Raw genomic sequence first — 24,896 nt, 5'->3', positions numbered from 1 at the left:
ACCCGGCGCGTACGCTGAGGCTGTGCAGCCCTCCGCGCCCGACCCCTCGACGACCACGCGTCGCAGCGCAGCCGACCGCTTCCTGTCGATGCGCCAGGGCCTGTGGCGCCTGTTGCCGGACCGGATCGGGCGGATCATCCCACCGGACTTCATCGGGTACGCCATCCTGAACCTGTTCACCTTCGGGGTGGACATGGCCGTCCTCACCCTGGTCTTCCGGGGAGTCCGTGCGCCCTATCCGGTGGCCACGACGGTGGGCTACGGCACCGCCCTGGTGCTGGCCTACCTGCTCAACCGGTGGCTGAACTTCCACTCCCGCGCCCCCGTCGGCCCGCAGACCGTCCGCTACGCCTTCGTCGTGCTGGTGAACTACTTCGTCCTGCTGCAGGGCGTCGGCACCGGCCTGGAGATGCTCGGCGTGCAGTTCCAGCTCGCCCGACTGATCGCCGCCTGTTGCGAGGGCTTGTGGACGTACGTCGGCATGCGGTGGATCGTGTTCCGTGCCGAGACCCGCCCGGTGCGGGCCGCCGCGACCACGCCGGGCGCCACGGCCCCGACCGACCCAAAGCCGACCGGGACCGAGGTCGACGCGTCCGGGTCGGACGGCACCGGGTCGGACGACACCGAGCCGGACGCGGTCCGGGTGCGGAGCTGAGCGGGAGAGCCGGGAGGTCGAGTGATGGACTACGCGATGTTCCTGCGGGGCATCAATGTCAGTGGCGTACGGGTGCCGATGCCCGAGCTGCGCGACTGCTTGGCCGACGTCGGCCTGGACGATGTCCGGACGTATCTGCAGACCGGCAATGTGACGTTCAGTTCGGCCGAGCAGCCGCGGGCGCTGCGCCCGATGATCGAGGAGGCGCTCACGTCGACCTTCGGTTACGAGGCCCACGTGCAGGTGCTGCCGCGCGCCGAACTGGCCGCGGTCGTCGCCGGCTACCCCTTCCCGGCCGAGCCGGACCACCATCGCTATGCGATCCTCTGTGCCACCGACCAGGTCGCGGCCGACCTGGTCGACCTCGCCCAGACCGCCGCCCACGAGCCCGGCGGTGACCGGGAGCGGGTGGCCGCCGGCACCAGCGTCGTCTACTGGTCCTGCCCGAAGGGCTCGACCCTCAGCACGCCGTTCAGCAAGGTCCTCGGGCAGCGGCGATTCCGCGCCACCACGACCAACCGCAACCTCAACACCCTGGAGAAGATGCTCTGACCCGCGGGGACGCCGACGACCGCGGGAGGCACCGACCCCGGCGTACGTCCCGCCGTCAGGACTCGGCGTCCTCCGGCGGCGCAGGGTCCACCGCGTCGGTCGCCGGCCCGGGCGTGCCGCGCAGCACCGTACGCCGCAACATCCAGTCGATGATCGGCCCCAGCACCATGCCGGCGGCGATCGCCACCAGAATGCCGATCAGCGGGTTGTCCGCGAACCAGGCGCCGGCCAGGCTGCCGATCAGCACGCAGTACAGCGCCCACAGGCTGGAGCTGACGACCACCACCCGCATGTAGCGGCGCCGCGAGTAGCCGACGACCCCGCAGACCAGGTTGATGACGATCCGTACGCCCGGGATGAACCGGCCGACGATGATGAAGGTCGCGCCCCGGCGGAAAAGCTCGTCGCGGGTCCAGGCGAACGGCCCGGCGATCCGGGGCCGCTGCCACAGCGAACTGCCGGACAGCCAGCGGGACCGGCCGACCGAGTAGGCGATGTTGTCGCCGCACCAAGCCGCGCCGGCCGACACCAGGAACAGCAGCGGCAGCAGCCAGGGATGTTCGTGCACCAGCAGCGAGGCCATCGAGATCACCACCGACTCGCTCGGCACGGCCGGGATCAGCGCGTCGCCGATGATGAGCACCGCCAGGAGGGCGTACGCCCACACCGAGGTGGTCGCGCCGAGGATGAACTCGGTGAGCTGGTGCAGCATGCGCCTGCTTTCGTCCGGGGCCGGGGCTCCTCCAGTCTCCCACGTCGGGCCGGACGGGCCGGCGGCACCGATAGGGTCGGGACATGACCGATATGCAGAACGGGAAGCCTGACGTCGAGCTCCCGCAGGGCCGCCCGCCGGCCAACCTGGAGATCAAGGACCTGGTGGTCGGTGACGGCGCCGTCGCCGCGAAGGGCGACACCGTCCGGGTGCACTACGTCGGGGTGGCACTCAGCACCGGACGGGAGTTCGACTCCTCCTGGGAACGTGGCGAGGCACTCTCGTTCACCCTCGGCGGACGCCAGGTGATCCGGGGCTGGGACATGGGGGTGAAGGGGATGCGCGTCGGTGGCCGCCGCCGACTCGTCATCCCGGCCTTCCTCGGCTACGGCGACCGTGGTGCCGGCCCGGAGATCCGCCCCGGCGAGACGCTGGTGTTCGTCTGCGACCTGGTCGGCATCGACGCGCAGGACTGAGGCGACCACGGCCTACCCTTGGGGTCAGGGCGGCGTTCCCTGACCCCAGGCGCCCTGACCGCCCCCGCCCCGAGACCGGAGGACCCTGTGGAGATCGCCCTGATCGTCGTCGCCGTGATGGCCGCCCTGGTGGTGGTCGCCGGCCTCGGGTGGGTCACCGTCGCGGTGCACCGGGCACGGGTCACCGCCGCCGCCCGCCGGCCGCTGACGATCGGCGGGACGACGACCACCCCTGCCGAGGTGCTCTGGCGGGCCCGCGAGCTGAGCGAGTCCCCGCACGTACGGGCCGTCGCCGCCGCGGAGATCACCTCCGCCGACGAGGCGGTGCTGGTCATCCAGGAGACCGTCGCGGCCCTGCCGCCGGCCCATCGTGACGATGCCCGGCGGACCCACGACGATCTCGACATCGCCCGGGCCACCCGCTCCTCGGCGACCCACGGGCTGGAGCAGGCCCGTTCCGGCGACACCCGCCGGCTGGCCGCCGACGTCTCGCACGGGCTGCTGACCGCACTGTCCCGGACCGCCCTGCCAGGACATCCCGCGATCGCCGGGGCGCTGGAGTCCGGCCGCCCGACGGCGGCTCCGGAGCGAGGCGGGGCCGACGACTTCGCCGGTGCTGCGGCCCAGGCCGTCGACCGCTTCCTCGGGCACGTGCCCGGCCTGGCCTCCCTCGGCCTGGATCCGGGCAAGATCGCCGGGATGGTGGGATCAGGGCTGGGCTCGGTGGCTGACCTGATGGGCGGCCTGGGCGGTCCGGCGACCCTCACCACCGGGCCGGCCGGCCCTCAGGGTCGGCGGCTGCTCGACGCGATGGACGAGCTGGGCCAACAGGTCCCTCCGGCCTACCTGCACCAGCTGGTGGACCGCAGCGAGGACGCCCTGCAGAGCGTCACCGCCAGCCTGGTGCGCTTCGAGCGGGAGTTCCGTCCCACCTCCCGGCGGGAACGCTGGCGGCGCAGCTACTGGCCCAGCGTCGGCGACATGGTGGCGGACGAAGCGCTCCGGCTCGGCCGGCGGGTGTTGGTCGAGGAGAACGAGACCCACCGGGCCCTGGCCGAAGCGGTCCGTTCGATGGAGGCGGCCGAGGCGCGGGTGCGCGGCACGGCGTGGGCTCTGGTCCAGCGGGAGGTCCCGCCGGGCACCTTCGTCGGCCCGGACCTGTCGGTGTACGCGGAGCGACTCGAGTCCTACCTCGACGAGACCGGCCGGCGACGCCCCCGGTGACCGGTCAGTCCCTGGCGTAGGTCCGGAAGAAGTTGCGCAGCAGCCGGCGCGGGTGCGGGACGGGGGAGCGGTGGGCCAGCTCCTTCAGCCCCTCCGACTCGTGCGGGTGGAAGTAGCCGTTGTGCTTGTACTCCTCGATCCGCCGGCTCAGCCCGTCGGCGTCCAGTTCGGGATGGAACTGGGTGGCGTAGAGGTTGCGCTTGATCCGGAACATCTGCACCGGACAGGGGTCGGAGGTGGCCAGCAGCACCGCCCCCGGCGGCAGTTCCCGGACCGCCTCCTTGTGCCCCACGAAGGCGTCGAAGCGCGCTGGCAGCCCGGCGCAGATCGGGTCCCGGCGACCGGCCAGGGTGAGCTCGACCGTCACCGGGCCGACCGCCTCGCCGTACGTACGGTCCACCACGGCGCCCTCGTGGGCGCCGAGCGTGCCGACCCCGTAGCAGGCGCCCAGGAAGGGGAAGTCCTGCTCGACCACCACGTCCACCACCCCGGCGAGCAGTGCCTCGACCTCTCGCTGCACCACCGACTTGCCCTCGGCCGGGTCGGAGGAGTTGAACGGACTGCCGCCCAGCACGATCCCGGACCAGGCGTCCAGATCGAGCTCGCCGAGCGGCTCGCGGTCGACACGGATCCGCACCAGGTCGTCGGTGCCCAGCCCGCCGAGACGGCGGAAGGCCTCGAACTCGTCATCGGCGATGGCGTCCTCGGCACGGGTCGCCAGGAGCAGGAAAGGGCGCATGCCGGTAGTCTGCCGCGTCACCCCAGGAGCCGGCCGACCGCTCCACGGAATGGCACACCCGCGCCCACCCGTCCGCAGCCATCGGGCCCGAACGATCATTAGGATGCAGTGGTGCCTCAGGATGCAGTGGTGCCTCAGGCACGGGGCCGATGATCGCCGGAAGGAAAGGGGACTGCGATGAGACTGATCGGCGCGATCCTCTCCCAGACCACGGCGGGCTGGCTGGACGCCCTCACCCTCCGGCTGGACGTGGTCCGCGCCTCGGCCGGGCCGCTGGGCCACACCGCGGCCATCCTGGTGGCCGTCGGCGCGTGTGTCTCGATCCTGCTCGGCCGCTCCGTCGTGCTCGCCGTCAACCGGATGCGCCGGGGCGGCATGGTGTTCGTGATGGCGCTCAACTTCGTCACCCTGGTGCTGACGTACGCCCTGCTGGGCCTGCTCGTCTGGGTGACGGGCGTGCTCATGATCGGCAGTCACGTTCCCGCCGAACAGGTCGTCTGGGCCGTGCTGTGGGCCTGCTCGCCGCTGGTGCTCGGCTTCGCGACCGCCATCCCTGTGCTCGGTCCGGCGATCGACCGGGCCCTGATGGCGTGGTCACTGCTGATCCTGTGGAGCATCATCCGCGACCTCTACGCGACCACACTGTGGCGCAGCGGGGCGATCGCCCTCGGCACGTTCCTCGCCGTCTGGGCGCTGTCGGCGGTCTACAGCCCGCTGCTGGCCCGCATCCGCGACGTGTTGTGGCGTAGGGCGACCGGCCGGCCGCTCTACGACTCGTCGCGCTATGTGCTGGAGCAGGCCACCATCGAGGGGAGCGAGGCCGACCTCAACGGCTGGTTGATCGAGCCGGACCGGGCCCAGCACGAGCCGGACCGGGTCGAGCAGGAGCCGGACCGGGTCGAGCAGAGGGAGCGCCGGTGATCGGGCACATCCTGCTCGGCGCCCTGCTGGCGCTGCTCTTCTTCGCCCTGCTGGCCCCCAACGAGTCGATGCACTGGTGGGCCACGCAGAGCCTGGAGGAGTCCGAACGCCGGGCCGAGCGGGTCCACGACCTGGTCGCCGCGGAGCGGGGCGGCCGGGACGAGCACACCAGCTACATCGTCTACATCTCGGGAGTGGGCGCGTTCGAGCCGGAGGCGAGTCTGGCCGGGGAACGGCCACTGCTCGACGCTGTCCGCACCAAGCTCGACGGCATCGGCCTGGTGAGCCAGATCTACCCGTACTCGATGACCAACCAGGGCCTGCTGGAGGCGCGGCTGAGCAGTTGGTGGTGGCGGATCGTGCACCGCCACACCTACGGCGGCCCGATGGCCCCGCTGGCCCGGATCGTCATCAACGTCCGCAACGCCCTGCAGGTCCTCGTCTCGCTCGACCGGCGCTACGGGCCGCTCTACTCCCTGGGCATCGCCAACGTCATCTGGGACGAGCTGCTGGACGCCGGCTATCACCCCGCCGACAAGCGGCCGATCGTGCTGCTGTCGTGGAGCGGCGGCGCCCAGATCGCCCTGGGCGCCAGCTGGTACCTGGCCGCCACCGGAGCGCCGGTGCACCTGATGTCGGTCGGCGGGTTCATGGACGCCGACCCGGGGCTGGACAAGCTGACCCACCTGTGGCACTTCAAGGGCAGCCGTGACTGGGTGCAGGGGGCGGCCGGACTGTTCCCGGGACGCTGGGCGATCCGGCCGAAGAGCTCGTGGAACCGCGCACTGGCCGACGGTCGGCTGACGATCCGCAGCATCGGTCCGCTGAAGCACCTGGGCCGGGGAAGCTATCTGTCCAACGCCACCAAGCTGCCCGACGGATCGACCGGACGCGAGATCACCGTGCAGACGATCTGCAGCACCCTGGTCGAGGCGGGGCTGGCGACGTGGCGTGCGCCCGGCACGCCTCCGGCACGGGTCAAGCCGGCCAACCGGCCGGGCCACCCGCGACGACCCTCGCCACTGCGGCGTCGCCGCCGCCGGCGGCGGAGCGGCTCGACGAGTTCATAGCACCCGTCGGTGGCCCGTCGGGGCCGGTCGGCGGGGCCTGGCCACGGCGGGCCACGTGATATTTTGGCGGCCATGACCTCCCCCGAGACCGCCGTTCCCGCCAGCGATTTCGTCCGCGACACGGTGCGTCGCGACAACGAGCAGGGGACGTACGGCGGCCGGGTGCAGACCCGCTTCCCCCCGGAGCCCAACGGCTACCTCCACATCGGTCACGCCAAGGCGATCACCGTCGACTTCGGCGTCGCCGAGGACTTCGGCGGCACCTGCAAGCTCCGCTTCGACGACACCAACCCGGAGACCGAGGACGAGGAGTTCGTCGCGTCGATCATCGACGACATCCGCTGGCTCGGGTACACCCCCGAGGAGGTCGTCTACGCCTCCGACTACTTCGAGCAGCTCTACGCCTGGGCCGAACTGATGGTCGAGCGGGGCCTGGCGTACGTGGACGAGCAGGACGGCGAGACCATCTCCGCGCAGCGCGGCGGCTACGGCCAGCCGGGCGTGGAGAGCCCGTTCCGCGACACCACGCCGGCGGAGAACCTCGCCAAGCTGCGGGCGATGCGGGCCGGGGAGTTCGCCGACGGCTCCCGGGTGCTGCGGGCGAAGATCGACATGCAGCACGAGAACATGCAGCTGCGCGACCCGATCATGTACCGCATCCGCCGCGGCCACCACCACCGCACCGGCGACGCCTGGTGCATCTACCCGACGTACGACTGGGCGCACGGCCAGAGCGACGCGATCGAGGGCGTCACCCACTCGCTGTGCACGCTGGAGTTCGAGTCGCACCGCCCGCTCTACAACTGGTTCCTCGAGCAGCTGCCGCTGCCCGGCGACCAGCCGCAGCAGATGGAGTTCGCCCGGCTGGAGCTGACCCACACGGTCACCTCCAAGCGCCGGCTGGCGAAGCTGGTCCGCGACGGCTTGGTCGACGGCTGGGACGACCCGCGGATGCCCACCCTCAGCGGGCTGCGCCGGCGCGGCTACCCGCCGGCTGCGATCCGAGACTTCTGCCGCTACGTCGGGGTCAACCGGACGAACAGTCGCCCGAGCATCGAGCTGCTGGAGTCGTTCGTCCGCCGTGAGCTCAACCGCACCGCGCAGCGCCGGATGGCGGTGCTCCGCCCGCTCAAGCTGGTGATCACCAACTGGCCGACCGACGCGGACGGCCGCCCCGTCGTCGAACACTTCTCGGTGGTCAACAACCCGGAGGACGAGGCCGACGGCACCCGTGAGGTGGCCTTCAGCGGCGAGCTCTACATCGAGCAGGAGGACTTCGCCGAGGTGCCGCCGCCGAAGTACTTCCGACTGTCCCCGGGCCGTGAGGTGCGGCTGCGGGGTGCCTACTTCGTCACCGCCACCGACGTGGTGAAGGACGTCGACGGCACCGTGGTCGAGGTGCACTGCACGTACGATCCGGACAGCCGCGGCGGCACCGCCTCCGACGGCCGCAAGGTGAAGTCGACCATGCACTGGGTGTCGGCGGCCCACGCCGTCGACGCCACCGCGGTGCTCTACGACCGGCTGTTCTCCACCGAGGCGCCCGGCGCGGCGACCGGCGAGCCGCTGGACGACCTGAACACCGATTCCCGCGAGGTGCTCACCGGCTGCAAGGTCGAGGCGGCGCTGGCCGACACGGCGCCCGGGGAGGTCGTGCAGTTCGAGCGGCTGGGCTACTTCGCCCACGATCCGCGGACGCCGATGCTGTTCCACCGTACGGTCGGGCTGCGCGACGAGTGGGCGGCGATCCAGAAGCGTCAGGGCAAGTAGGCCACCCGCCGACCCCCGCCGGATTACCCTTGTGGCGAGGGTCACATTTCGGCATCCGGGCAGCCCAGCGTCCTGAGCCTGGGGTCCTGAGCCTGGGGCCTGAGCCTCCAGAGTCCTGAGCCTCCTGGGGGTGCCCGGGCGTCCACCGCGTGGCCCGTCGCCGATGCATCGGCGTCGGCGCGGCACTCGCAAAGGAGCGGGACATGAAAGCGCTGGTGTATCACGGGCCCGGCCAGCAGGCATGGGAAGACGTGCCGGACCCCACCGTCCAGGAGCCGACCGACTGCGTCGTCAAGGTCGAGACCACCACGATCTGTGGCACCGATCTGCACATCATGAAGGGCGATGTGCCCACCGTGACCGACGGGAGGATCCTCGGCCACGAGGGCGTCGGCACCATCACCGCGGTGGGTTCCGCCGTCGGCAACTTCGCGGTCGGTGACCGGGTGATCATCTCGTGCATCACGAGCTGCGGGACGTGCAGCTACTGCCGCAAGGGACTGCCGAGTCACTGCCAGACGGTCGGCGGGATCGGCTGGATCCTCGGTCACCTGATCGACGGCGTCCAGGCCGAGTACGTCCGCATCCCGTACGCCGACACCAGCCTCTACCACCTCCCCGCCGGGGTCACCGACGAGCAGGGACTCTTCGTCTCCGACATCCTGCCCACCGGCTACGAGATCGGCGTCCGTGACGGCGGGGTCAAGCCCGGTGACGTCGTCGCGGTGATCGGCACCGGCCCGGTGGGACTGGCGGCGATCATGACCGCCGGTCTGCACGGTGCGTCCCGGGTGATCGCGGTCGACCTGGACGACAACCGGCTCGACCTGGCCAGGAGCGTCTTCGGCGCGACCCACACGGTGAACTCCGGGACCGACGGCTGGGCCGACACCGTACGCGGCCTGACCGACGGGCTCGGTGTCGACGTGGCGATCGAAGCGGTCGGCCTGCCGACGACCTTCGGTGCCGCCCTGTCGATCATCCGACCCGGTGGGCAGGTGGCCAACGTCGGCGTCCACGGCACGTCGGTCGACCTGCCGGTCAACGAGAAGTGGAGCGACAACATCCGCATCTCGATGGGCCTGGTCAACGCGGTGACCGGCGACATGTTGTTGAAGATGATCGCCGAGGGCAAGCTGCCGGTCGACAGGCTGGCGACCCACCGTTTCCGCCTCGACCAGATCGTCGACGCGTACGACACCTTCGGGCACGCGGCCCGGACGAAGGCGCTCAAGGTGGTGATGACCGCCTGAGCCCGGTCGGCCGCTGAACGGCGCCCGGAGCCGAGTTGTGGGGGGCGCCGCACCGTCCGGCCGTGGTCCGGCGGTCCGGGCCCGATGCTCGGGGGTCAGTCTCTCTTCAGGGCCGCCGGCTCAGGGCGTCGGTGTCCCGGAGTCGGTCGTCCGGGCGGCATGACGGCGGATCGCCAACCCCTGCAGGATCAGCGAGGATGCCAGGCACGCCCCGACCCCCTCCCCGGCCCGGAGCCGCAGGTCCACCACCGGTTCCAGGCCCAGCTCGTCGAGGACGATCCGGTGGGCCCTCTCCCGGCTGACCTGGCCGGCCACCAGATAGGCCTGGGCGGCCGGCTCGATCCGCACCGCGCACAATCCCGGAAGGGAGCCCGCCAGGCCGTCGAGCACCACCGGTGAGCCGGCCTCGGTGGCCCCCAGGACCACGCCCGTCAGCACCGCGATCTCACCGCCACCGAGGGCTGCCAGCAGTCCACGTACGACGTCCGGTCCGGTCACCACGGGGGCGTGGTCGCCGGCGCGCGGGACCACCCGCCCCGCCCATCGGGCGACAGCCGATTCGACCACCAGGAGCTTGCGCCCCACCATCTCGGCATCGGCTCCGGATCCCAATCCGACGGCCGCCGCAGGCTCGATGCCGGTCAGCGCACAGGTCAGCGCAGCGGCCACGGTGGTGTTGCCGATGCCGACCTCCCCGAGCGCCACCAGCCCCCGCCCGGCGACCTCCCGGCCGATGGCTCGGCCCGCCTCCAGCAGCCGGTCCACGTCCGCGCTGCTCAGCGCGTCCGTCCCGACCAGGTCGCCGCGCGTGTCGCGGGGCCGCCGTGCGCGTGCCCCCGGCACGGGCGCTCCGTCCATCCCGGCGTCGATGACCACGATGTCGAGGCCGGCCGAGACGGCCGCCACGGCGCCGACCGAGCGTCCCGCCACTGCCGCTTCCATCACGTCGTGGCCGGTGCTGGCGGGGAACGCGCTGACCCGATGGGAGACCACGGGATGATCGGTGCCGGCCAGCACGAGCGTGCCACCGTCGAGGTCCGCACCGCCGATGGCGATGAGACGGTCCAGCACCCGGTCCAGCAGTCCCAGCGATCCGGGCGGTGACAACAGCTCGTCGGCCCGGTCGGTGGCCCCGACCATCCGGTCCTGGGACGGTGCACTGACCCGCAGGTGGGAGGGCGGACGCGCCGGTTGCTCGCCGGTCGGCCATCGGTCGTGCATCAGGACATCCTCGAGCGGCAGGCGCTTCGACCAGGCGACGCGTTCGAGGCCTGGGGCGGGCGGGCGTTCATCCGGCCAGCCCAGGCACAGCCAACCGAGCGTCTCCACGCCGTCGGGCAACCCCAGTAGGTCGGCCAGCGCTTCGGGCTCGAACAATGTCACCCAGCCCATGCCGAGCCCCAGCGCCCGGGCGGTGAGCCACATGTTCTCGATCGCCGCAGCGCAGGACCACAGATCAGCATCGGGGAAGGTCGCCCTGCCCAGCACGCCGACGGCGGGGACCCGCCGATCACAGGCGACCACGACCCCCAACGGCGCCTCGCGTAGCCCCTCGAGCTTCAGATCCAACAGCCGGGCCGCCCGATCGGCCTCGAGTCGACCGGCCTGCTGCAGCCGCGCCCGATCGGCCATCGCCGCCGCCCGATCACGGAGCTGCGGGTCGTCGACGACGATGAACCGCCAGGGCTGGGAGTGCCCCACCGAGGGCCCGTGGTGTCCGGCGGTGATCACCTGTCGTACGAGGGCGGACGGAACCGGATCGGAACGGAACCGACGGATGTCCCGGCGAGCATCGATGATGCGACGTAGTGCCGCGACATCGGCCGGGGGAAACGCCCATCCGGCCGGATCGTCACCACGGGAGCGGGCGGAGCTGGTGTCCCCGATGGTCGGCACCGGCCGGGGCCACACCGCGGGCCCCTCACCGGGCCACGGCGATGGCGTCCGGGTGGCCGACGGGGCCTGATCGGGCGAGGAAGGATGGGGACCGTCCGACACAGCTGTACCTTTCTTTGTGTGCGCCCCATCGTCACCCGTCGAGGGCTTCCTCGCCGGCGAGACTCGCGGATCCGAGTGGGTGTCCTCCGGAATCCTTCATCCCGGGTGGGGTTGCCCGGCCGCGATGAAGGTCACTCGGGGATAGATCACACCGGCATCGGGCCGGCGGCCCCGATCCGGCGCAGCACCGGGACCGGCACCTCACCGCTCGGGTCGGCTGCCAGGGCCCGGCCCCAAGCCAGCAGCGCGGGCACATCGATGTCGTACGGCCCGGTGGACGCGTACGGCTCGAGCCGCGTCACCGCCCGTGCCGACACCGAGGCGGCGCCACGGAGGTTGCCGCGGCGGTGATGGGTCAGTGCGACGGCGAGTTGCGCCAACCCCTGCCAGAGACCACGCCACCGTGGCTCCGACGCCTTCCACTGATCCTCGAGGACCTCGTGGGCCTGGAACGGCAGACCCCGGTCGAAGTAGTCCTGCGCAGCGTCCAGTGCCTCGGTCGGGGTGCGGAGACGCTGCGGCACCCGCTCACCGACGTCCTGCTGCCCGCGGGCCAGCGGCCGGCCCAGTGCATCGCGCGGGCGGGCGTTGGCCGGACGTCCGGAGGCATCGCGATCTCGCGTCGTCATACCTCCAGTCTGTACTCGCCCTGGGAATCGCCGTTGCTCTTGCGGGCGGTCCGGTCGGCGAGGACGCTGGTGCCGTGATCAGGTCGAGCGTACGCGCGGTGCTGTGGGGTGTGCTCGTGCTCCCGCTCGCCGCCTGCGCGTCGGCGGCACCCCCGATCGCCGGCACGGTGCAGGTCGACACGGTCACACTTGCCGCACCGCTGCTCCCGCCCGCGGCCGCTCCGGGGATGCTGCCCTCGCCGGCGCCGTCCTCGGCCGCTGCTCCCGGTGTCTCCGGAGTCTCGGGTGCGAGCGATCCATCGGTCGCCGGCACGGCGAGCGGCACCGGTGCGCCGACCGCCGGTGTGGGGGCGCCCCTCGCCGCTCCGGTGCGGGTCGTGCAGGCGGTCGGGCCGGGCACCCACGTGGCGGTGGGGGACACCGTGGCCCGTGTGGACGACTCGGCCGTGACCGCGGCACTGCGTCTCGCCCGCTCCGACGCGGCGGTGGCACGTTCGCTGGTCACCTCCTTGGAGTCGCGACGCCAGGACGTGGCGACGACCCGCCGCGACCTGACCGATCAGCGTGCCACACTCGACGCGACCATCGCGCAGCTGACCGCCACCCGCAGCCGGCTGGCGGAGCAACTCGCCGCCTTCCGGGCCATCACGGCGCCCACCGCTCGACAAGCGGCTCCGACACCGACCAGCCCCGATCCGCCCTCGGGCGCCGCGGCACAGCCCCGCTCACCGGCGGCGGATCCCGTCACGGCCCTGGCCGCGCTGGCGGCCGGTCTGCAGAGGCTGGACACCGGCCTCGCCCAGGCCCGGACGGCGCGCGCCCGACTGGATGCCGCCGACGCGCGGCTCGTCGACGCCGAGCATCAGCTGGACAACGCCACCGAGCTCGCCCGGCTCGCCACCGACGGCAGCGATGCGGCCGTCCGGCTCGCCGAAGAGGCCGTCCGCGCCACCACCGTCACCACGCCGGTCGCCGGCACGGTGACCCACAGCGCCACCGTCGGCGACGTCCTGGCGGCCGGGGCGACGCTGGTCGACCTGCGACCCGACGGCGCCAGCACCGTCACCGCGTGGGTCACCCCGGCCGCAGCCCAGGACCTGTGCGCCGGGACGCCGGCGACCGTACGGGCCGACTGGCTGGCCGGCACCCGGGCCGCCACCGTCACCGTCGTCGGGGACCGCGCGGAGCTGCCACCGTCCTCGTACGCCGGGGAGGACATCCATCTCACCCGCGCGGTGGCGCTCCGGCTCACCGCCGAGGGCGACGCCCTGCCGGCCGGCGCACCGCTCGACCTCGTCCTGGGGCGTTGCCCCACCACACCGAAAGACCGATGACCATGGCCCGTACGCATCGTCCCCCGAGGGCACTGCTTGCCGCGGTGGCGGCACTGGTGCTGGTCGCCGCCGGCCTCGGCGGGTGGTACTGGTGGCGGTCGCGGACCCCACCGGCACCGTCGGCAGCACTCACCGGGATCGTGGAGACGACCTCCTACCAGGTCGCCGCCGCCACCGCCGGCCGGATCACCGAGGTCGGTGTCGTCGAGGGGGCCCGGGTCGCGGAGGGCGACGTGGTGGTGCGCCTCGACGACCGGGCGGCGGCACTGCAGGTGCAGCAGGCCGACGCCGGGGTGGCGGCCGCCCAGGCGGCGGTCCGCCAGGCCCGGGCCGACAAGGTGTCGGCCGCCGATCTGGACGCTGCCCGGGCCCGGCAGACCCAGGCCGAGGCCGCCCGCTCGATCGCCGAGGTGCAACGCGACCTCACTACGGTCCGGGCGCCACACGCCGGCGTCGTGACCACGGTGAGCACGAACGTCGGTCAGAATGCGTCGCCCGGACGGACCCTGGTGACCCTCGTCGACCCTGCCCAGCCGTACGTTCGGGTCTACCTGCCCGAGCCCCGTCTCGGCGAGGTCCGCGTGGGACAGCCGGTCGACATCACCTCCGACCTCGACGCGACGATCCGGCACGGAACGGTCATCACGATCGCCACCGACCCGGAGTTCAGCCCGCACGACATCGTCACGAAGAGCCAGCGGATCACCCTGGTCTACGAGGTGCGGGTGCGGATCGACGACACCTCGGGGGCGCTCAAGGCCGGGTTGCCGGTGGACGTGGCGCTGCGATGAACAGGTCCAGGCGCCTCGGCGGCCCGGGAGACGACAACCGGACCGACGCCCCGGACGTCACCCGCGGCCCCGACAGGGGCGCGCCCGGAACGATCTCCGCCCACGGCCTGTCCCGGCGGTTCGGGGAGGTCGTCGCCGTCGACCGGGTCGACCTCGACGTCCGCACCGGGGCCGTGTTCGGCCTGCTGGGCCCGGACGGAGCGGGCAAATCCACCCTGCTGCGACTGCTCGCCACCGTGCTGCGCCCCGACACCGGCGACGCCGTCGTCTGCGGCGCCTCGGTGACCCGCCGGCCCCGGGCGGTGACCCCGCGGATCGGCTACATGTCCCAGCAGACCTTCATGTACCCCGACCTCACCGTCCGGGAGAACCTCGACTTCTTCGCCACTCTGCGGGGCGTGGACGCCGGTCGGCGGCGGGAACGGGGCACCCGGCTGCTGGCGGGCATGGGGATGGCGGAGTTCGCCGGTCGGCCCTTCGGCACACTCTCCGGCGGGATGAAGCAGAAGTGCATGCTCGCCGCCACGCTGATGCACCAGCCGGACCTGCTGTTGCTGGACGAGCCGACCACCGGCGTCGATCCGGTGTCGAGGCGTGAGTTCTGGCGGATCCTCGCCGACCTGCACCGGGCCGGCACCACGATCCTGGTCGCCACCCCGTACATGGACGAGGCGGAGCGCTGCACCGAGGTGGCGTTCATGGCGGCTGGCACGATCACCACTCGCGGGACGCCCGAGCAGATCACCGCCGACGTGCCGGGAGTGTTGTGCGAGGTACGGGCGCCGGCCCCGCGCGAGGTGGTGGCCGTGCTGACCGGCCGACCGGGCGTACGCTCCGCACACCTGCGGGGAAACGCGGCCAGGGTGCTGCTGGCCCCCGGCCACACCCCCGACGAGCTGACCCCGGTGTTGGCCGCCGCGGGCATCACCGCCGAGGAGGTCGTCGTCGTGCGGCCCGACATGGAGGCCGCCTTCGTGGTGCTGGCCGAGGCCGGGCGGGCGGCATCGCGACCATGAGAGCGACCCTGGCCCGGGTGGGGGCGATCACCCGTAAGGAGTTCCGGCACTTGCTCCGCGACCCGCGCTCGCTGGCCGTGGTGCTGCTGTTGCCGGTGATCGAGCTGGTGCTCTTCGGCTACGCGGTCAGCTTCGACGTCGGCCAACTGCCGACCGTCGTGGTCGACCAGGACCGGTCGGCCGCCAGCCGGGCGTACGTCCGCAGCTACAGCGCGTCCGGCTTCTTCGACGTGCAGACCGATGCGACCGACCTGACACAGGTCGACACCTTGTTCCGGGAGAACCGGGTCCGGGTTGCGGTGGTCGTGCCGGCAGGCTTCGGGCGGGCGGTCGCGGCGGGGGAGAAGGCCCAGGTGGCGGTCCTGGTCGACGGTGCCGACGTCCAGGCCGCCCGGATCGGCCAGGCGTACGCCATCGCTCTCAACGCCCGGTACGGCGGTCAGCTCACCGCAGCCTGGGCCGACCGGCAGGGGGCCGCGCTGACCGGTGGCGTCGGCCTGCTCGAACCGCGCTCGCGCACCTGGTACAACCCCGAGCGGCGCTCGTCGTTGTTCCTCATCCCCGGTCTGGTCGTGGTGATCATCATGATCGTCACGGTCCAGCAGACCGCGACCAGCCTGGTTCGGGAGCGTGACCTGCACACGTTCGAGCAGATGCAGGTCAGCCCGCTGCGGCCGGCCGAGTTGCTGGTCGGCAAGATGCTGCCCTGGACCCTGCTGGCCTTCCTCGACCTGTCGGTCATCGTCGCGCTGGGGATCGGGATGTTCGGCGTCCCGTTGCGGGGCAGCGTGCCGCTGCTGGTCGTCGCCTCGGCGGTGTTCATCCTGGCCTGCCTGGCCCTGGGGCTGATCGTGTCGGCGGTCAGCCCGTCGATGGAGACAGCGAACGTGCTCGCGCTGATGATTGCCTTCCTGCCCTCCTTCCTGCTCTCCGGCCTGGCGTTCCCGCTCGCCTCGATCCCGGTGTGGCTGCGGTGGCTGAGCTATGCCTTCCCGGCCCGCTACCTGGTCTCGATCTCGCACGGTGTCTTCCTGCGCGGTGCCGGATTCGCCGAGCTGTGGGTCCCGCTGATCCAGCTCGCCGCGTACGCCGGTCTGGTCGGCCTGGTCGCGACCGTGCTCGCGCGCCGGAGGACGCCATGAGCCCGGCGAGGATCCGGCTGCTGGTCTGGAAGGAGTTCAAACAGCTGCGGCGCGACCCACTCCTGTTGCGGATCATCTTCGCCATGCCGGTGCTGCAGCTGATCATGTTCGGCTACGTGGTGGCCGCCGACGTCACCCACCTGCCCACCGCCATCGTGGACCTCGACCACAGTGCGGTCTCGCGCCAGGTGGCGGAGGCGTTCACCGCCTCCGGCTACTTCACCGTCGACGCCCATCCGGTCTCCGAGGCCGGCATCCGCCCGCTGATGGACAGCGCGACGATCTCGGTCGCGGTGGTGGTGCCGGAGGGCACCCAGGCGGCCCTCGACCGTGGCGAGACCGCGCCGATCGGGGTGATCGTCGACGGCGCCGACGGTCAGACCTCCGGGGTGGCGCTCAGCTACGCGACCCAGATCGTCCAGCAGGTCAACGCCCACCGGCTCGCGGCGTACGGCGTGGACACGACGGCCGCCCCCGGACTGGACGCCCGGATCCGGGTGGCGTACAACCCGTCGATCCGCGCCGTCAACAGCATGTTGCCCGGGCTGATCGGCATCATCTGCATGATCTCGATCACCGTGGTGATGAGCCAGGCGGTGGTCAAGGAGCGCGAATCCGGCACCCTGGAGCAGATGTTCGTCACCCCGATCACCCACACCGAGTACCTGATCGGCAAGGTGATCCCCTACACGCTGGTCGCCCTGGCCCAGGCCACCCTGGTGGCGGTCGTCGCCGTCACCTGGTTCCGGGTGCCCTTCAACGGCGGTCCGGCCGCCGTCGGAGTGGTCGTCGTGGGCCTGCTGTTGTTCATGCTGACGGCGCTCGGCCTGGGCCTGCTGATCTCGGTGGTCTCCCGCACCCGCCACCAGGCCCAACAGACGGTGATGTTCCTGCTGCTGCCGGCGATGCTGCTGTCGGGCTACATCTTCCCGTTGGAGTCGATGCCCCGGGTGCTGCTGCCGGTGGCGTACGCCATCCCGCTCACCCATGTGCTGATCGTCCTGCGGGGCGCCTTCGTGCACGGTGCGGGGTTCGCCGCGATGGCAGGTCCGTTGCTGGCCCTGGTCGGATTCGCGGTGTTGATCTTCGGCGCGGCGCTGCTCGCGGTCCGCCGCCGACTGCGGGGGGCGTGATGAGGCTGTTCAGACGCGGCCGTGCCGAGCCGGTCCGACGCGGCCGTGCCGAGCCGGTCCGACGCGGCCGTGCCGAGCCGGTCCCACGCGGCCGTGCCGAGCCGGCACCGGCCGCCGATCCCGACCTCGCGGTCCGGGTGCAGGACCTGCGTCGTACGTTCGGGAGCTTCGCGGCGGTCGACGGGATCAGTGTCGCGGTCCGGCGCGGGGAGGTCTTCGGCTTCCTCGGCCCCAACGGATCGGGCAAGACCACCACGATCCGGATGCTCACCGGCGCGCTGGCCCCCAGCTCCGGGGAGATCGAGGTGCTCGGCACCGACGTCGCCCGTCATCCGGAGGCGATCCACCACCGGATCGGCTACATGTCCCAGCGGTTCAGCCCCTTCGAGGATCTCACCGTCGAGGAGAACATGCGCTTCTACGCCGGCGTCCACGGGATCTCCCGGGAGACGTACGCACGGCGGCGGGAATACGTCCTGGAGATGGCCGACCTGCGCGGCCGCGAGAGGGAGCTGACGGCGGATCTGTCGGTCGGCTGGCGCCAGCGCCTCGCGCTGGGGACGGCGACCATCCACGAGCCGGAGCTGTTGTTCCTCGACGAACCGACCTCCGGCGTCGATCCGGTCGCCCGCCGACAGTTCTGGGACCTGCTCCACGACCTGGCCGGGCGAGGGGTGACGCTCTTCGTCACCACCCACTACATGGACGAGGCGGCCAACTGCACCCGGCTGGCCTTCATGTATCGCGGCCGGATCGTCGCCGACGGCACACCACGCGACCTGGTCACCGGCGGGACACCGGTGCTCGAGGTCCACGGCCCGGAACCGGACGCGGTGCACGCCTGGCTGGAGGCCGCCAGCGACGTCCGCGACGTCCACCTCTCCGAAGGGGCGCTCCGGGTCACCGCGCCCGGGACCGATCCCGACGACCTGACCCGACGCCTGGCGGCGGCCGGCTTCCCCGACGTCACCGTACGATCGGTCGAGCCCTCCGTGGAAGACGTGTTCGTCGGGCTCGTCACCGCCCGGTAGCACGCGATCCGGTGCCACCGGGCGGAGCGGGATCAGTGCTTGCGGGCGGCGCGGGGCGTGCGGGTGACGCTGGCGGTGGCGCAGCTGAGCACGCCGACGCCCATGGTCAGAGCGGATACGCCATAGGCGAGCACCGAGGTGAACAGCGAGGCGCGCAGCAGGTTGGCCTGCATCACGGTCTCGCGGGTGCCGGAGAGCTCGGCCGCACGTTCCTCGTCACCGGCTTCGGTGGCCTCGATCCACTCCTCGCTGATCTCGGCGAAGGTTCGACCGCCGCCGATGGCGAGAGCATGCTTCTCCATCACGGCCGCCTGGGCGAAGGCGGTCACCGGGCCGGCGACCGGACGTCCCTGGAGACTGGGCGAGTCGGGGTGGACCTCGATCTTCTGGGCCTTGAGCTCACGGGTGATGACGTACCAGGCGGCGCCACCGGCGCCGATCAGGGTCGGGCCGGCGAGGCGCAGGAGCGTACGGGCAAGGGCGTTTCCCATGGGGGACTCCGATCTGGGTGTGGGAAGGCGAACGTACGCCACCCTAGACACCCTGGACTGTGCTCGCCCTGTGTCCGCCCCGCCCACCGGCCCGCCGACGGCCCCGGTCTCGGCACCTGGCCGTACGCGGTCAGGAATCCGAGGTCGGCCGGGACCGACCGCGCTTGACCTCGGCGCGCCGCCGCTTGGTCTCCAGACGCCGGCGTCGGGAGGCCTTGGTCGGCTTCGTCGGACGACGCGGCGCAAGGGGCGGGGCGAGCGCTGTCCGCAGCAGTCCGGCGAGTCGGTCGCGGGCTGCGCGCCGGTTGTGGTGCTGGGAACGGAACTCGGCCGCGTCCACGGTGAGGACCGTGCCGGTCAGCCGCCCGGCGAGTCGCCCGAGCGCCCGGTCGAGCCGGGCCTCGTCGATCCCGAGAGCGGCCAGCTCGGCGAGATCGAACGCCAGCTGCACCCGGGAGTCGGCGGTGTTGACCCCCTGGCCACCCGGCCCCGAGGCATGGGTGAACCGCTCGCTGAGCAGCGCGGCGGGAATGACCAGCCCCCGGGGCAGGCCGGGGCCGGGCGCGATGACGAGGTCGTCCACAACCGACAGTCTGGCGCACCTACGCTGGAGGGAGGAATCGAGGAGGTGCGTCGTGATGGCCACGGTCTGTTTCGTCGGGACCGACACCGAGGGCATCGCGCAGCTGGCCGAGGCACTGGCCCGCAGCCGCTCCGACGGCGACTACACCACCGCCTGCGCCAACGTGGTGGCGTACGACGCGGTGACTCCCCAGGTCCGCACCGCGGTCGAGACCTCGCGATACCCGGTGCCGCTGGCTCCGCCCCGACCGGTGGACCTCGCCGAACTCGACCACCACCAGCGCGTCATCGTCCTCGGCTTCCGCAACGCCCAGGGCTACGTGCCGCTCCCGCCGGGCATCCGCCCGTCGTACGAGGTGTGGCCGATCGAGCCGCCTGAGGAGGAGGCCGATCCTGGCCGCCGGATGAAGGTGATCCGCAAGAACCTCGAGCACCGACTCGCCCGCCTGGTGTACGACCTGAAGTCCCCCGAGCGGGAGTGCTGTGGCAGCGGGTGCGCGAACTGCGTCCTGGACCGCTGAGCGTACGGGGCCGATGAGCGTACGGGGCCGATGAACGTACGTGCCCCACGACCGGCCGGCACGCCGGAACCCTGCCTTGACGCTCGCCGCCGGGGACACCAGACTCCGAGTTAAACACACCACTACCGGAGTTATCGCGCCCGGCGACCCGACCGCCCCGGCGCCCGCTCACCGCGAGAGGACCCCGCCCATGACCGACCCGACGCAGCCCCTCGCCGAGCCCGACCTCACCGCCGCCGCGCTGGACCAGGCCGGGGACGGCATCATCGTCGTCGACGTGGCCGGCACCATCACCCACTGGAACCACAAGGCCGAGGACCTCTTCGGCTTCACCGCCGACCAGGCGATCGGCCGCAGCGTGGAGATCATCATCCCGGAGCGGCTCCGGACCGACCACTGGCACGGCTTCGACGCCGCGATGTCCACCGGCCACCTGGCCACTGACGGCAAGCCCCGTCGCACCCGCGGGCTGACCGTCGACGGCGGCAAGGTGTATGTCACGATGACGTTCGCGGTCATCAACGCCCCTGACGGGACCGCGGTCGGGGCCGTCGCGGTGGCCCGCGAGTACATCAAGGAGTCCTGACCCGGCAGCCACCCCGAGCCGGCCGACTCCCGACCAGAGAGGCGAGTTCCGATGGCCGGTACGGACGGCAATCGTCAGCACAGGCATCGCCCCACCCTCACCGCCGTCGCCGTCGTGGTGCTCGGCGGGATCACCGCCGGTCTGGTCGGCGCCGCGATGGTGGCGGTGATGCACCTGGTCGAACTCGCGGCGTACGGCCGGCACGGCACGTCCCTGGTCCAGGCCGCCGCGCCGTGGCGCCGGATCCTCGCTCCCGCCCTCGGCGGGATCCTCGCCGGCCTCGGCTGGTGGACCCTGCGCCGGGGCGGACACCTGGTGCCACTGCGCACCGCCCTGCACGACCCGGCCCGCCGGATGGGCGTGCTGCGCACCACCGCCGACGCTCTGCTCCAGATCCTCCTGGTCGGCTCGGGGGGCTCGCTCGGACGCGAGGGCGCGCCGCGCCAGACCTCCGCGGTGCTGGCCCAACACATCGCCCGCAGTGGGGGCCTGGCACCCGACCTGGGCCCGACGATCCTGGCCGCCGCGGCCGGCGCCGGCCTGGCCGCCGTCTACAACGTCCCGGTCGCCGGGGCGTTGTTCGCCCTCGAGGTCCTGCTGGTCCGCTGGACCCCGCTCACCATCATCGTCACCGCCGCCATGTCGGCGATCGCGACGGTGGTCGCCTGGCCGGTCGTCTCGGTGCGGCCGACCTACGACTTCCCCGCCGCCGCGCCCCAGTTCGGCGCCCTGTGGTGGACGCTGGTCGCCGTGCCGCTGACGGCGCTGCTGGGCCTGGGCTTCGCGACGCTCGCCGGGGTCGCCGAACGTCGCCGGCCCCGCGCGGGGTGGCGACTGCCGGTGGCGATCGGGGTCACCGGTGCCGTGCTCGGTGCCCTGTCGGTGCCGGTGCCCGACCTGCCGGGCAATGGGCAGGAGATCATGCAGACCGCCTTCGCCGGCGGGGGATCGGCGACAGGCTTCCTCCTGCTGCTGGTGCTCAAGCCGCTGGTCACCGGCCTGTACGTACGCTCCGGGGCGGTCGGTGGCCTGCTCACCCCGGCGCTGGCGACGGGTGCGTCGGCCGGCGGGGCGGCGGCCTGGATCGTCCGGGCCGGTGGAGGACAGGCCTCGGTGGCGCTGTGGGCACTGATCGGCGCCGCCGGGGTGCTGGCGGTCACCCAGCGGGCCCCGCTGTTCGCGGCCGCGATGGCCTGGGAGCTCACCGCGGCCCCGCTGTGGACGGTGCCGCTGCTGCTGGTGGTGACGTACGCCTCGCTGGGCTGCGCCCACCTGGTCGCCCGCAGGCTCCGGCCAGGACCACCACGACCACCAGGACCACCACGACCACCGCGACCGGTCAGCGGAAACGGTCCAGCAGGCGGATCCCCGGCGTCATCCCCGTGACGAACGCGAGGGCGGCGCCACGGCGGCCGGGCGGCGGCTCCAACGGCAGCAGCCGCTGGGTGGCGACGGTCTGGCTCTCGGTGAAGGCGAGCAGCCCCTCCACGCCGTGCCGGCGGCCCAGCCCGGAGGCCTTCCAGCCGCCCATCGGCGCGGCATGGGAGGCCCACGCCGCCGAGTAGCCCTCGTTGACCGTCACCGCGCCCACGTCCAGCCGACCGGCCACCGCCTCGCCCCGTCCTGCGGCGGTCCAGACACTGGCCGACAGGCCGAACTCGCTGTCGTTCGCCCGGACGATCGCCTCCTCGAGGTCGGCGACCGGCTGCACCGACACCACCGGGCCGAAGGTCTCGGTGCACGCCATCGTCGCCTCCGACGGCACGTCGGCCAGCACGGTGGGCTCGACGTACCACGGGGCCAGGTCGGGGCGGGCGTGGCCGCCGGCCAGCACTGTCGCGCCCCGGGCGACCGCGTCGTGCAGCTGGACGGTCACCCGCTCCAGCTGTGCCGGGGAGGCCAGCGTCCCCATGTCGTGGCGCCAGTCCAGGCCGACCCCGAGGCGGAGCCGGCCGACCACCGCGAGGAACGCCGTCAGGAAGGCGTCGTACACCGCCCGGTGCACATAGATCCGCTCGGCGGCGATGCACAACTGGCCGGCGTTGGCGAAAGCGGACCGTACGGCCCCGGACGCCGCCCGGCGCAGATCGGCGTCCGGCAGCACGATCAGCGGATTCTTCCCGCCGAGCTCGGCGGTCAGGCCGATCAGCCGTTCGCCGCACCGACGGGCCACCTCCCGTCCGGTGGCGGTCGACCCGGTGAACATCAGGTGGTCGATGCCCTCGATCAGTGCCGGCCCCAGCTCGGCCCCCGGCCCCACCATCACCTGCAGCAGGTCGTCGGGCAGCCCGGCGGCCCGCAGCAGCGCCACGCCGTACAGGGCGGTCAGCGGGGTGCGGGAGTCGGGCTTGAGCACCACCGCGTTGCCCGCCAGCAGCGCCGGGATCGCATCGGAGACGGCCAACGTGAAGGGATAGTTCCACGGGCTGATCACCCCCACCACGCCCTTGGGCCGGCGCAACTCGACGGTCCGAGTGAGCACCGGCACGGCCCCCGGCCGGCGCTGCGGACGGAGCAGGTCGGGTGCCACGTGCGCGTAGTGGCTCGCCGTCCGGGCGGCGTCCACGACTTCCTCGAACGCATCGAGGCGGCTCTTGCCGGACTCCAGTTGGGTGAGATCGAGGATCTCGTCGCGGTGGTCGAGCACCAGTCGGCCGAACCGGGCCATCACCGCGGCGCGGGACCGTGGCGTACGCGCCGCCCACGCCGGTTGTGCGGCCCGGGCCAGCAGGATCGCCTCGGCCACATCGGCGGTGACGGAGCGCGGGACGGTGCCGAGAACGCTCCCGTCGAGCGGTGTCCGCACCTCCAGAGTGGCCGACCCGGCGGCGGAGACCAGGCGTCCCAACCGTTCCCACGGCACGGTGGTCCTCATCGCGCGACTCGGGGTCTCGGCGAGGCTGGTGTTGTCGGCGAGGCTGGTGGTGTCGGTGAGGCTGGTGTTCTCATGGCGACTCGGTTCTCCCGGAGGCACCCGACGCTGGGCGTCTTTCCACTGTACGGCGCAGAAGCGTCCGGGCGCAGGCCGAGGAAGTCCACCCAACACCGGGCCGTGCCGCGGTCCGACAGGCAGAATTGGGCCATGGCCACCACCGATCCGTACGACCTGGAGCGATTCGTCCGCGCCCAAGCGGACGGCGTCTACGAACAGGCCCTCGCCGAGTTGCGCGCGGGCCACAAGACCAGCCACTGGATGTGGTTCGTCTTCCCGCAGGTCGCCGGTCTGGGCCGCAGCGCGACCGCGGAACGCTATGCGATCTCCGGCCTCGACGAGGCCCGGGCCTATCTCCAGCACCCCGTCCTGGAGCACCGTCTGCTGGAGGCCGCCCGGGCCGTCGCGGACGGTCCGGCCACCACCGCCGAGCACCTGCTCGGCCGGGTCGACGCGATGAAGCTGCGCTCCTCGATGACCCTCTTTGCAGCGGCCAATCCGGGCGGCCCGGTGTTCCGTCAGGTGCTGGAGCGCTACTTCGGCGGCGTCCGTGACCCGCGGACGATGAAGATCCTCGGCCTCGCCCACCACACCGACCCGGTCTGAGCCCGCTCATCCCGGCCGGTCGGTCACCGCCCTCCCGGGCCTCGGTCAGCGGGCCGTCCGCAGCATCCGGCGCAGGCCCAGTCCGGTGAGGGTCGCCACCGTCGCCGCCATCGCGACGCCGGCGACCGCGTACGCCACCACCAGGACGGGGAGCGGGGTGAAGAAGTCGATGAACGGGGAGGGCAGGAACGGGAACACCAGGCCGACCAGCCAGGCGGCCATGTTCAGCGGGATCCACCGCCAGGCGCGACCCACCACGCGGCGCATCACGACCCACTGCAGCGCCGGGATGGCCACCAGCAGCACCAGGGCGCCGACGATCGTGGCGATGATCACCGCGACGCTGCCGCCCGGCCCACCCCCGAAGGGCGGCAGGCCCAGATCGGACAGGGTCGAGGGAAGCATGCCGATCGCCCAGGCCACCGCCGCGCCGACGGCGGTCGCGACGATCCAGCCCGCCCGGGACACGGCGACCTGGCCTCGACGCAGGGCGGCCGATTGGGCGACGCCGAGGCAGGCACCCTCGACCGCTCCGGCGAGGATCATCGTGAGGTACTGCGCGCCGAGGTCGGATCCGTAGACCATCATGGTGCCCACGAAGGATGGCCGACCGCCGACGCCGATCCAATAGGTGTCCCGCCCGAAGCCGAGACCCAGCACCCCCACCGCGAACCCGACAACGGGCGCCAGGAAGCCGATGCTCTCCCCGAGGGTCACGTACGCCACCCACCG

26 protein-coding genes are annotated in these 24,896 nt (G+C 72.4%); 18 read left to right on the top strand and 8 right to left on the bottom strand.

All coding sequences use genetic code 11. The features are described 5' to 3' along the window. Window positions 1–22 precede the first annotated feature (22 nt). Together R0146_RS13290 and R0146_RS13285 are read left to right on the top strand one after the other, a co-directional pair. A complete protein-coding gene (locus R0146_RS13290) occupies window positions 23–655 on the top strand; it encodes a GtrA family protein (protein WP_317690331.1) in 633 nt (210 codons plus the stop codon). Window positions 656–679: 24 nt separating this feature from the next. Further along, window positions 680–1,207, top strand: coding sequence for a DUF1697 domain-containing protein (locus R0146_RS13285; protein ID WP_317690330.1), 528 nt, complete (start codon window positions 680–682; stop codon window positions 1,205–1,207). Between the two features lie 55 nt (window positions 1,208–1,262). Here R0146_RS13285 and R0146_RS13280 read toward each other — a convergent pair whose 3' ends face one another. After that, entirely contained in the window at window positions 1,263–1,919 is a 657-nt protein-coding gene (locus R0146_RS13280; RefSeq protein ID WP_317690329.1) for a DedA family protein, read from the bottom strand. Window positions 1,920–2,011: 92 nt separating this feature from the next. On the opposite strand from R0146_RS13280, the gene R0146_RS13275 reads away from it, so the two are divergent. Continuing rightward, a complete protein-coding gene (locus tag R0146_RS13275) occupies window positions 2,012–2,395 on the top strand; it encodes an FKBP-type peptidyl-prolyl cis-trans isomerase (RefSeq protein WP_317692411.1) in 384 nt (127 codons plus the stop codon). A gap of 87 nt (window positions 2,396–2,482) precedes the next feature. Beyond that, window positions 2,483–3,619 (top strand): hypothetical protein, encoded by a 1,137-nt coding sequence (locus R0146_RS13270; protein WP_317690328.1) that lies wholly within the window; start codon window positions 2,483–2,485, stop codon window positions 3,617–3,619. Between the two features lie 4 nt (window positions 3,620–3,623). On the opposite strand, the gene R0146_RS13265 is transcribed toward R0146_RS13270, so the two are convergent. Further along, on the bottom strand, window positions 3,624–4,358 hold the full coding sequence (locus R0146_RS13265; RefSeq protein WP_317690327.1) for a glutamine amidotransferase: 735 nt from the start codon (window positions 4,356–4,358) through the stop codon (window positions 3,624–3,626). Window positions 4,359–4,535: 177 nt separating this feature from the next. Here R0146_RS13265 and R0146_RS13260 point away from each other — a divergent pair, with 177 nt between their 5' ends. The 4 genes from R0146_RS13260 to R0146_RS13245 all read left to right on the top strand — a co-directional run bounded on the left by R0146_RS13260 (window position 4,536) and on the right by R0146_RS13245 (window position 9,372). After that, window positions 4,536–5,279 (top strand): hypothetical protein, encoded by a 744-nt coding sequence (locus tag R0146_RS13260; protein ID WP_317690326.1) that lies wholly within the window; start codon window positions 4,536–4,538, stop codon window positions 5,277–5,279. Then, on the top strand, window positions 5,276–6,349 hold the full coding sequence (locus R0146_RS13255; protein ID WP_317690325.1) for a hypothetical protein: 1,074 nt from the start codon (window positions 5,276–5,278) through the stop codon (window positions 6,347–6,349). The genes R0146_RS13260 and R0146_RS13255 overlap by 4 nt, the downstream gene beginning before the upstream one ends. A gap of 72 nt (window positions 6,350–6,421) precedes the next feature. After that, window positions 6,422–8,119 (top strand): glutamine--tRNA ligase/YqeY domain fusion protein, encoded by a 1,698-nt coding sequence (locus R0146_RS13250; protein ID WP_317690324.1) that lies wholly within the window; start codon window positions 6,422–6,424, stop codon window positions 8,117–8,119. Between the two features lie 203 nt (window positions 8,120–8,322). Further along, window positions 8,323–9,372, top strand: coding sequence for a zinc-dependent alcohol dehydrogenase family protein (locus tag R0146_RS13245; RefSeq protein WP_317690323.1), 1,050 nt, complete (start codon window positions 8,323–8,325; stop codon window positions 9,370–9,372). Between the two features lie 120 nt (window positions 9,373–9,492). Here the strand turns inward: R0146_RS13245 and bluB are convergent, their stop codons facing one another. Together bluB and R0146_RS13235 are read right to left on the bottom strand one after the other, a co-directional pair. Next, window positions 9,493–11,268: a 5,6-dimethylbenzimidazole synthase gene (gene bluB, locus R0146_RS13240; protein ID WP_411567157.1), complete on the bottom strand. Its 1,776-nt coding sequence runs from the start codon at window positions 11,266–11,268 to the stop codon at window positions 9,493–9,495. 248 nt (window positions 11,269–11,516) lie between these two features. After that, entirely contained in the window at window positions 11,517–11,999 is a 483-nt protein-coding gene (locus tag R0146_RS13235; RefSeq protein WP_317690321.1) for a DUF309 domain-containing protein, read from the bottom strand. 74 nt (window positions 12,000–12,073) lie between these two features. Here R0146_RS13235 and R0146_RS13230 point away from each other — a divergent pair, with 74 nt between their 5' ends. From R0146_RS13230 to R0146_RS13205, 6 genes are read left to right on the top strand one after another with little or no spacing between them, the layout of a single operon-like run. Continuing rightward, on the top strand, window positions 12,074–13,333 hold the full coding sequence (locus R0146_RS13230; RefSeq protein ID WP_317690320.1) for an HlyD family secretion protein: 1,260 nt from the start codon (window positions 12,074–12,076) through the stop codon (window positions 13,331–13,333). Window positions 13,334–13,335: 2 nt separating this feature from the next. Continuing rightward, window positions 13,336–14,124, top strand: coding sequence for an HlyD family secretion protein (locus R0146_RS13225; protein ID WP_317690319.1), 789 nt, complete (start codon window positions 13,336–13,338; stop codon window positions 14,122–14,124). Beyond that, the gene (locus R0146_RS13220) at window positions 14,121–15,140 is read left to right on the top strand and encodes an ABC transporter ATP-binding protein (protein WP_317690318.1); all 1,020 of its coding nucleotides are present in this window, start codon (window positions 14,121–14,123) and stop codon (window positions 15,138–15,140) included. Before R0146_RS13225 ends, R0146_RS13220 begins: the two co-directional genes overlap by 4 nt. Then, window positions 15,137–16,282: an ABC transporter permease gene (locus R0146_RS13215; protein ID WP_317690317.1), complete on the top strand. Its 1,146-nt coding sequence runs from the start codon at window positions 15,137–15,139 to the stop codon at window positions 16,280–16,282. Before R0146_RS13220 ends, R0146_RS13215 begins: the two co-directional genes overlap by 4 nt. Next, complete coding sequence (locus tag R0146_RS13210) at window positions 16,279–17,415, top strand: ABC transporter permease (protein WP_317690316.1); 1,137 nt, start codon at window positions 16,279–16,281, stop codon at window positions 17,413–17,415. The genes R0146_RS13215 and R0146_RS13210 overlap by 4 nt, the downstream gene beginning before the upstream one ends. After that, window positions 17,415–18,446, top strand: coding sequence for an ABC transporter ATP-binding protein (locus tag R0146_RS13205; RefSeq protein WP_317690315.1), 1,032 nt, complete (start codon window positions 17,415–17,417; stop codon window positions 18,444–18,446). The genes R0146_RS13210 and R0146_RS13205 overlap by 1 nt, the downstream gene beginning before the upstream one ends. A 32-nt stretch (window positions 18,447–18,478) precedes the next feature. Here R0146_RS13205 and R0146_RS13200 read toward each other — a convergent pair whose 3' ends face one another. Both R0146_RS13200 and arfB read right to left on the bottom strand, forming a co-directional pair. Then, the gene (locus R0146_RS13200; RefSeq protein ID WP_317690314.1) at window positions 18,479–18,937 is read right to left on the bottom strand and encodes an aromatic ring-opening dioxygenase LigA; all 459 of its coding nucleotides are present in this window, start codon (window positions 18,935–18,937) and stop codon (window positions 18,479–18,481) included. Window positions 18,938–19,067: 130 nt separating this feature from the next. Then, window positions 19,068–19,520, bottom strand: coding sequence for an alternative ribosome rescue aminoacyl-tRNA hydrolase ArfB (arfB, locus tag R0146_RS13195; RefSeq protein WP_411567156.1), 453 nt, complete (start codon window positions 19,518–19,520; stop codon window positions 19,068–19,070). Between the two features lie 55 nt (window positions 19,521–19,575). On the opposite strand from arfB, the gene R0146_RS13190 reads away from it, so the two are divergent. From R0146_RS13190 to R0146_RS13180, 3 genes are all read left to right on the top strand, one after another. Further along, window positions 19,576–20,040 carry a hypothetical protein gene (locus R0146_RS13190; RefSeq protein ID WP_317690313.1) on the top strand — a complete coding sequence of 155 codons (465 nt, stop codon included), beginning with the start codon at window positions 19,576–19,578 and terminating at the stop codon, window positions 20,038–20,040. A 190-nt stretch (window positions 20,041–20,230) separates the two neighbouring features. Then, window positions 20,231–20,626, top strand: coding sequence for a PAS domain S-box protein (locus tag R0146_RS13185; RefSeq protein ID WP_317690312.1), 396 nt, complete (start codon window positions 20,231–20,233; stop codon window positions 20,624–20,626). 51 nt (window positions 20,627–20,677) lie between these two features. Then, window positions 20,678–22,012, top strand: coding sequence for a chloride channel protein (locus R0146_RS13180; protein WP_317690311.1), 1,335 nt, complete (start codon window positions 20,678–20,680; stop codon window positions 22,010–22,012). Here the strand turns inward: R0146_RS13180 and R0146_RS13175 are convergent. Further along, on the bottom strand, window positions 21,966–23,600 hold the full coding sequence (locus R0146_RS13175; protein ID WP_317690310.1) for a succinic semialdehyde dehydrogenase: 1,635 nt from the start codon (window positions 23,598–23,600) through the stop codon (window positions 21,966–21,968). The genes R0146_RS13180 and R0146_RS13175 overlap by 47 nt on opposite strands. A 108-nt stretch (window positions 23,601–23,708) precedes the next feature. Between R0146_RS13175 and R0146_RS13170 the strand changes: the two genes are divergently transcribed. Beyond that, the gene (locus R0146_RS13170) at window positions 23,709–24,164 is read left to right on the top strand and encodes a DUF1810 domain-containing protein (RefSeq protein WP_317690309.1); all 456 of its coding nucleotides are present in this window, start codon (window positions 23,709–23,711) and stop codon (window positions 24,162–24,164) included. A 45-nt stretch (window positions 24,165–24,209) separates the two neighbouring features. On the opposite strand, the gene R0146_RS13165 is transcribed toward R0146_RS13170, so the two are convergent. Beyond that, window positions 24,210–24,881, bottom strand: coding sequence for a hypothetical protein (locus R0146_RS13165; RefSeq protein WP_317690308.1), 672 nt, complete (start codon window positions 24,879–24,881; stop codon window positions 24,210–24,212). Window positions 24,882–24,896: the final 15 nt, after the last annotated feature.

The organism is Raineyella sp. LH-20 (genome assembly GCF_033110965.1).
GTDB lineage: Bacteria > Actinomycetota > Actinomycetes > Propionibacteriales > Propionibacteriaceae > Raineyella.
Note: the sequence above shows the minus strand (reverse complement) of the source record. Positions and strands in the feature narration are given on the sequence as shown.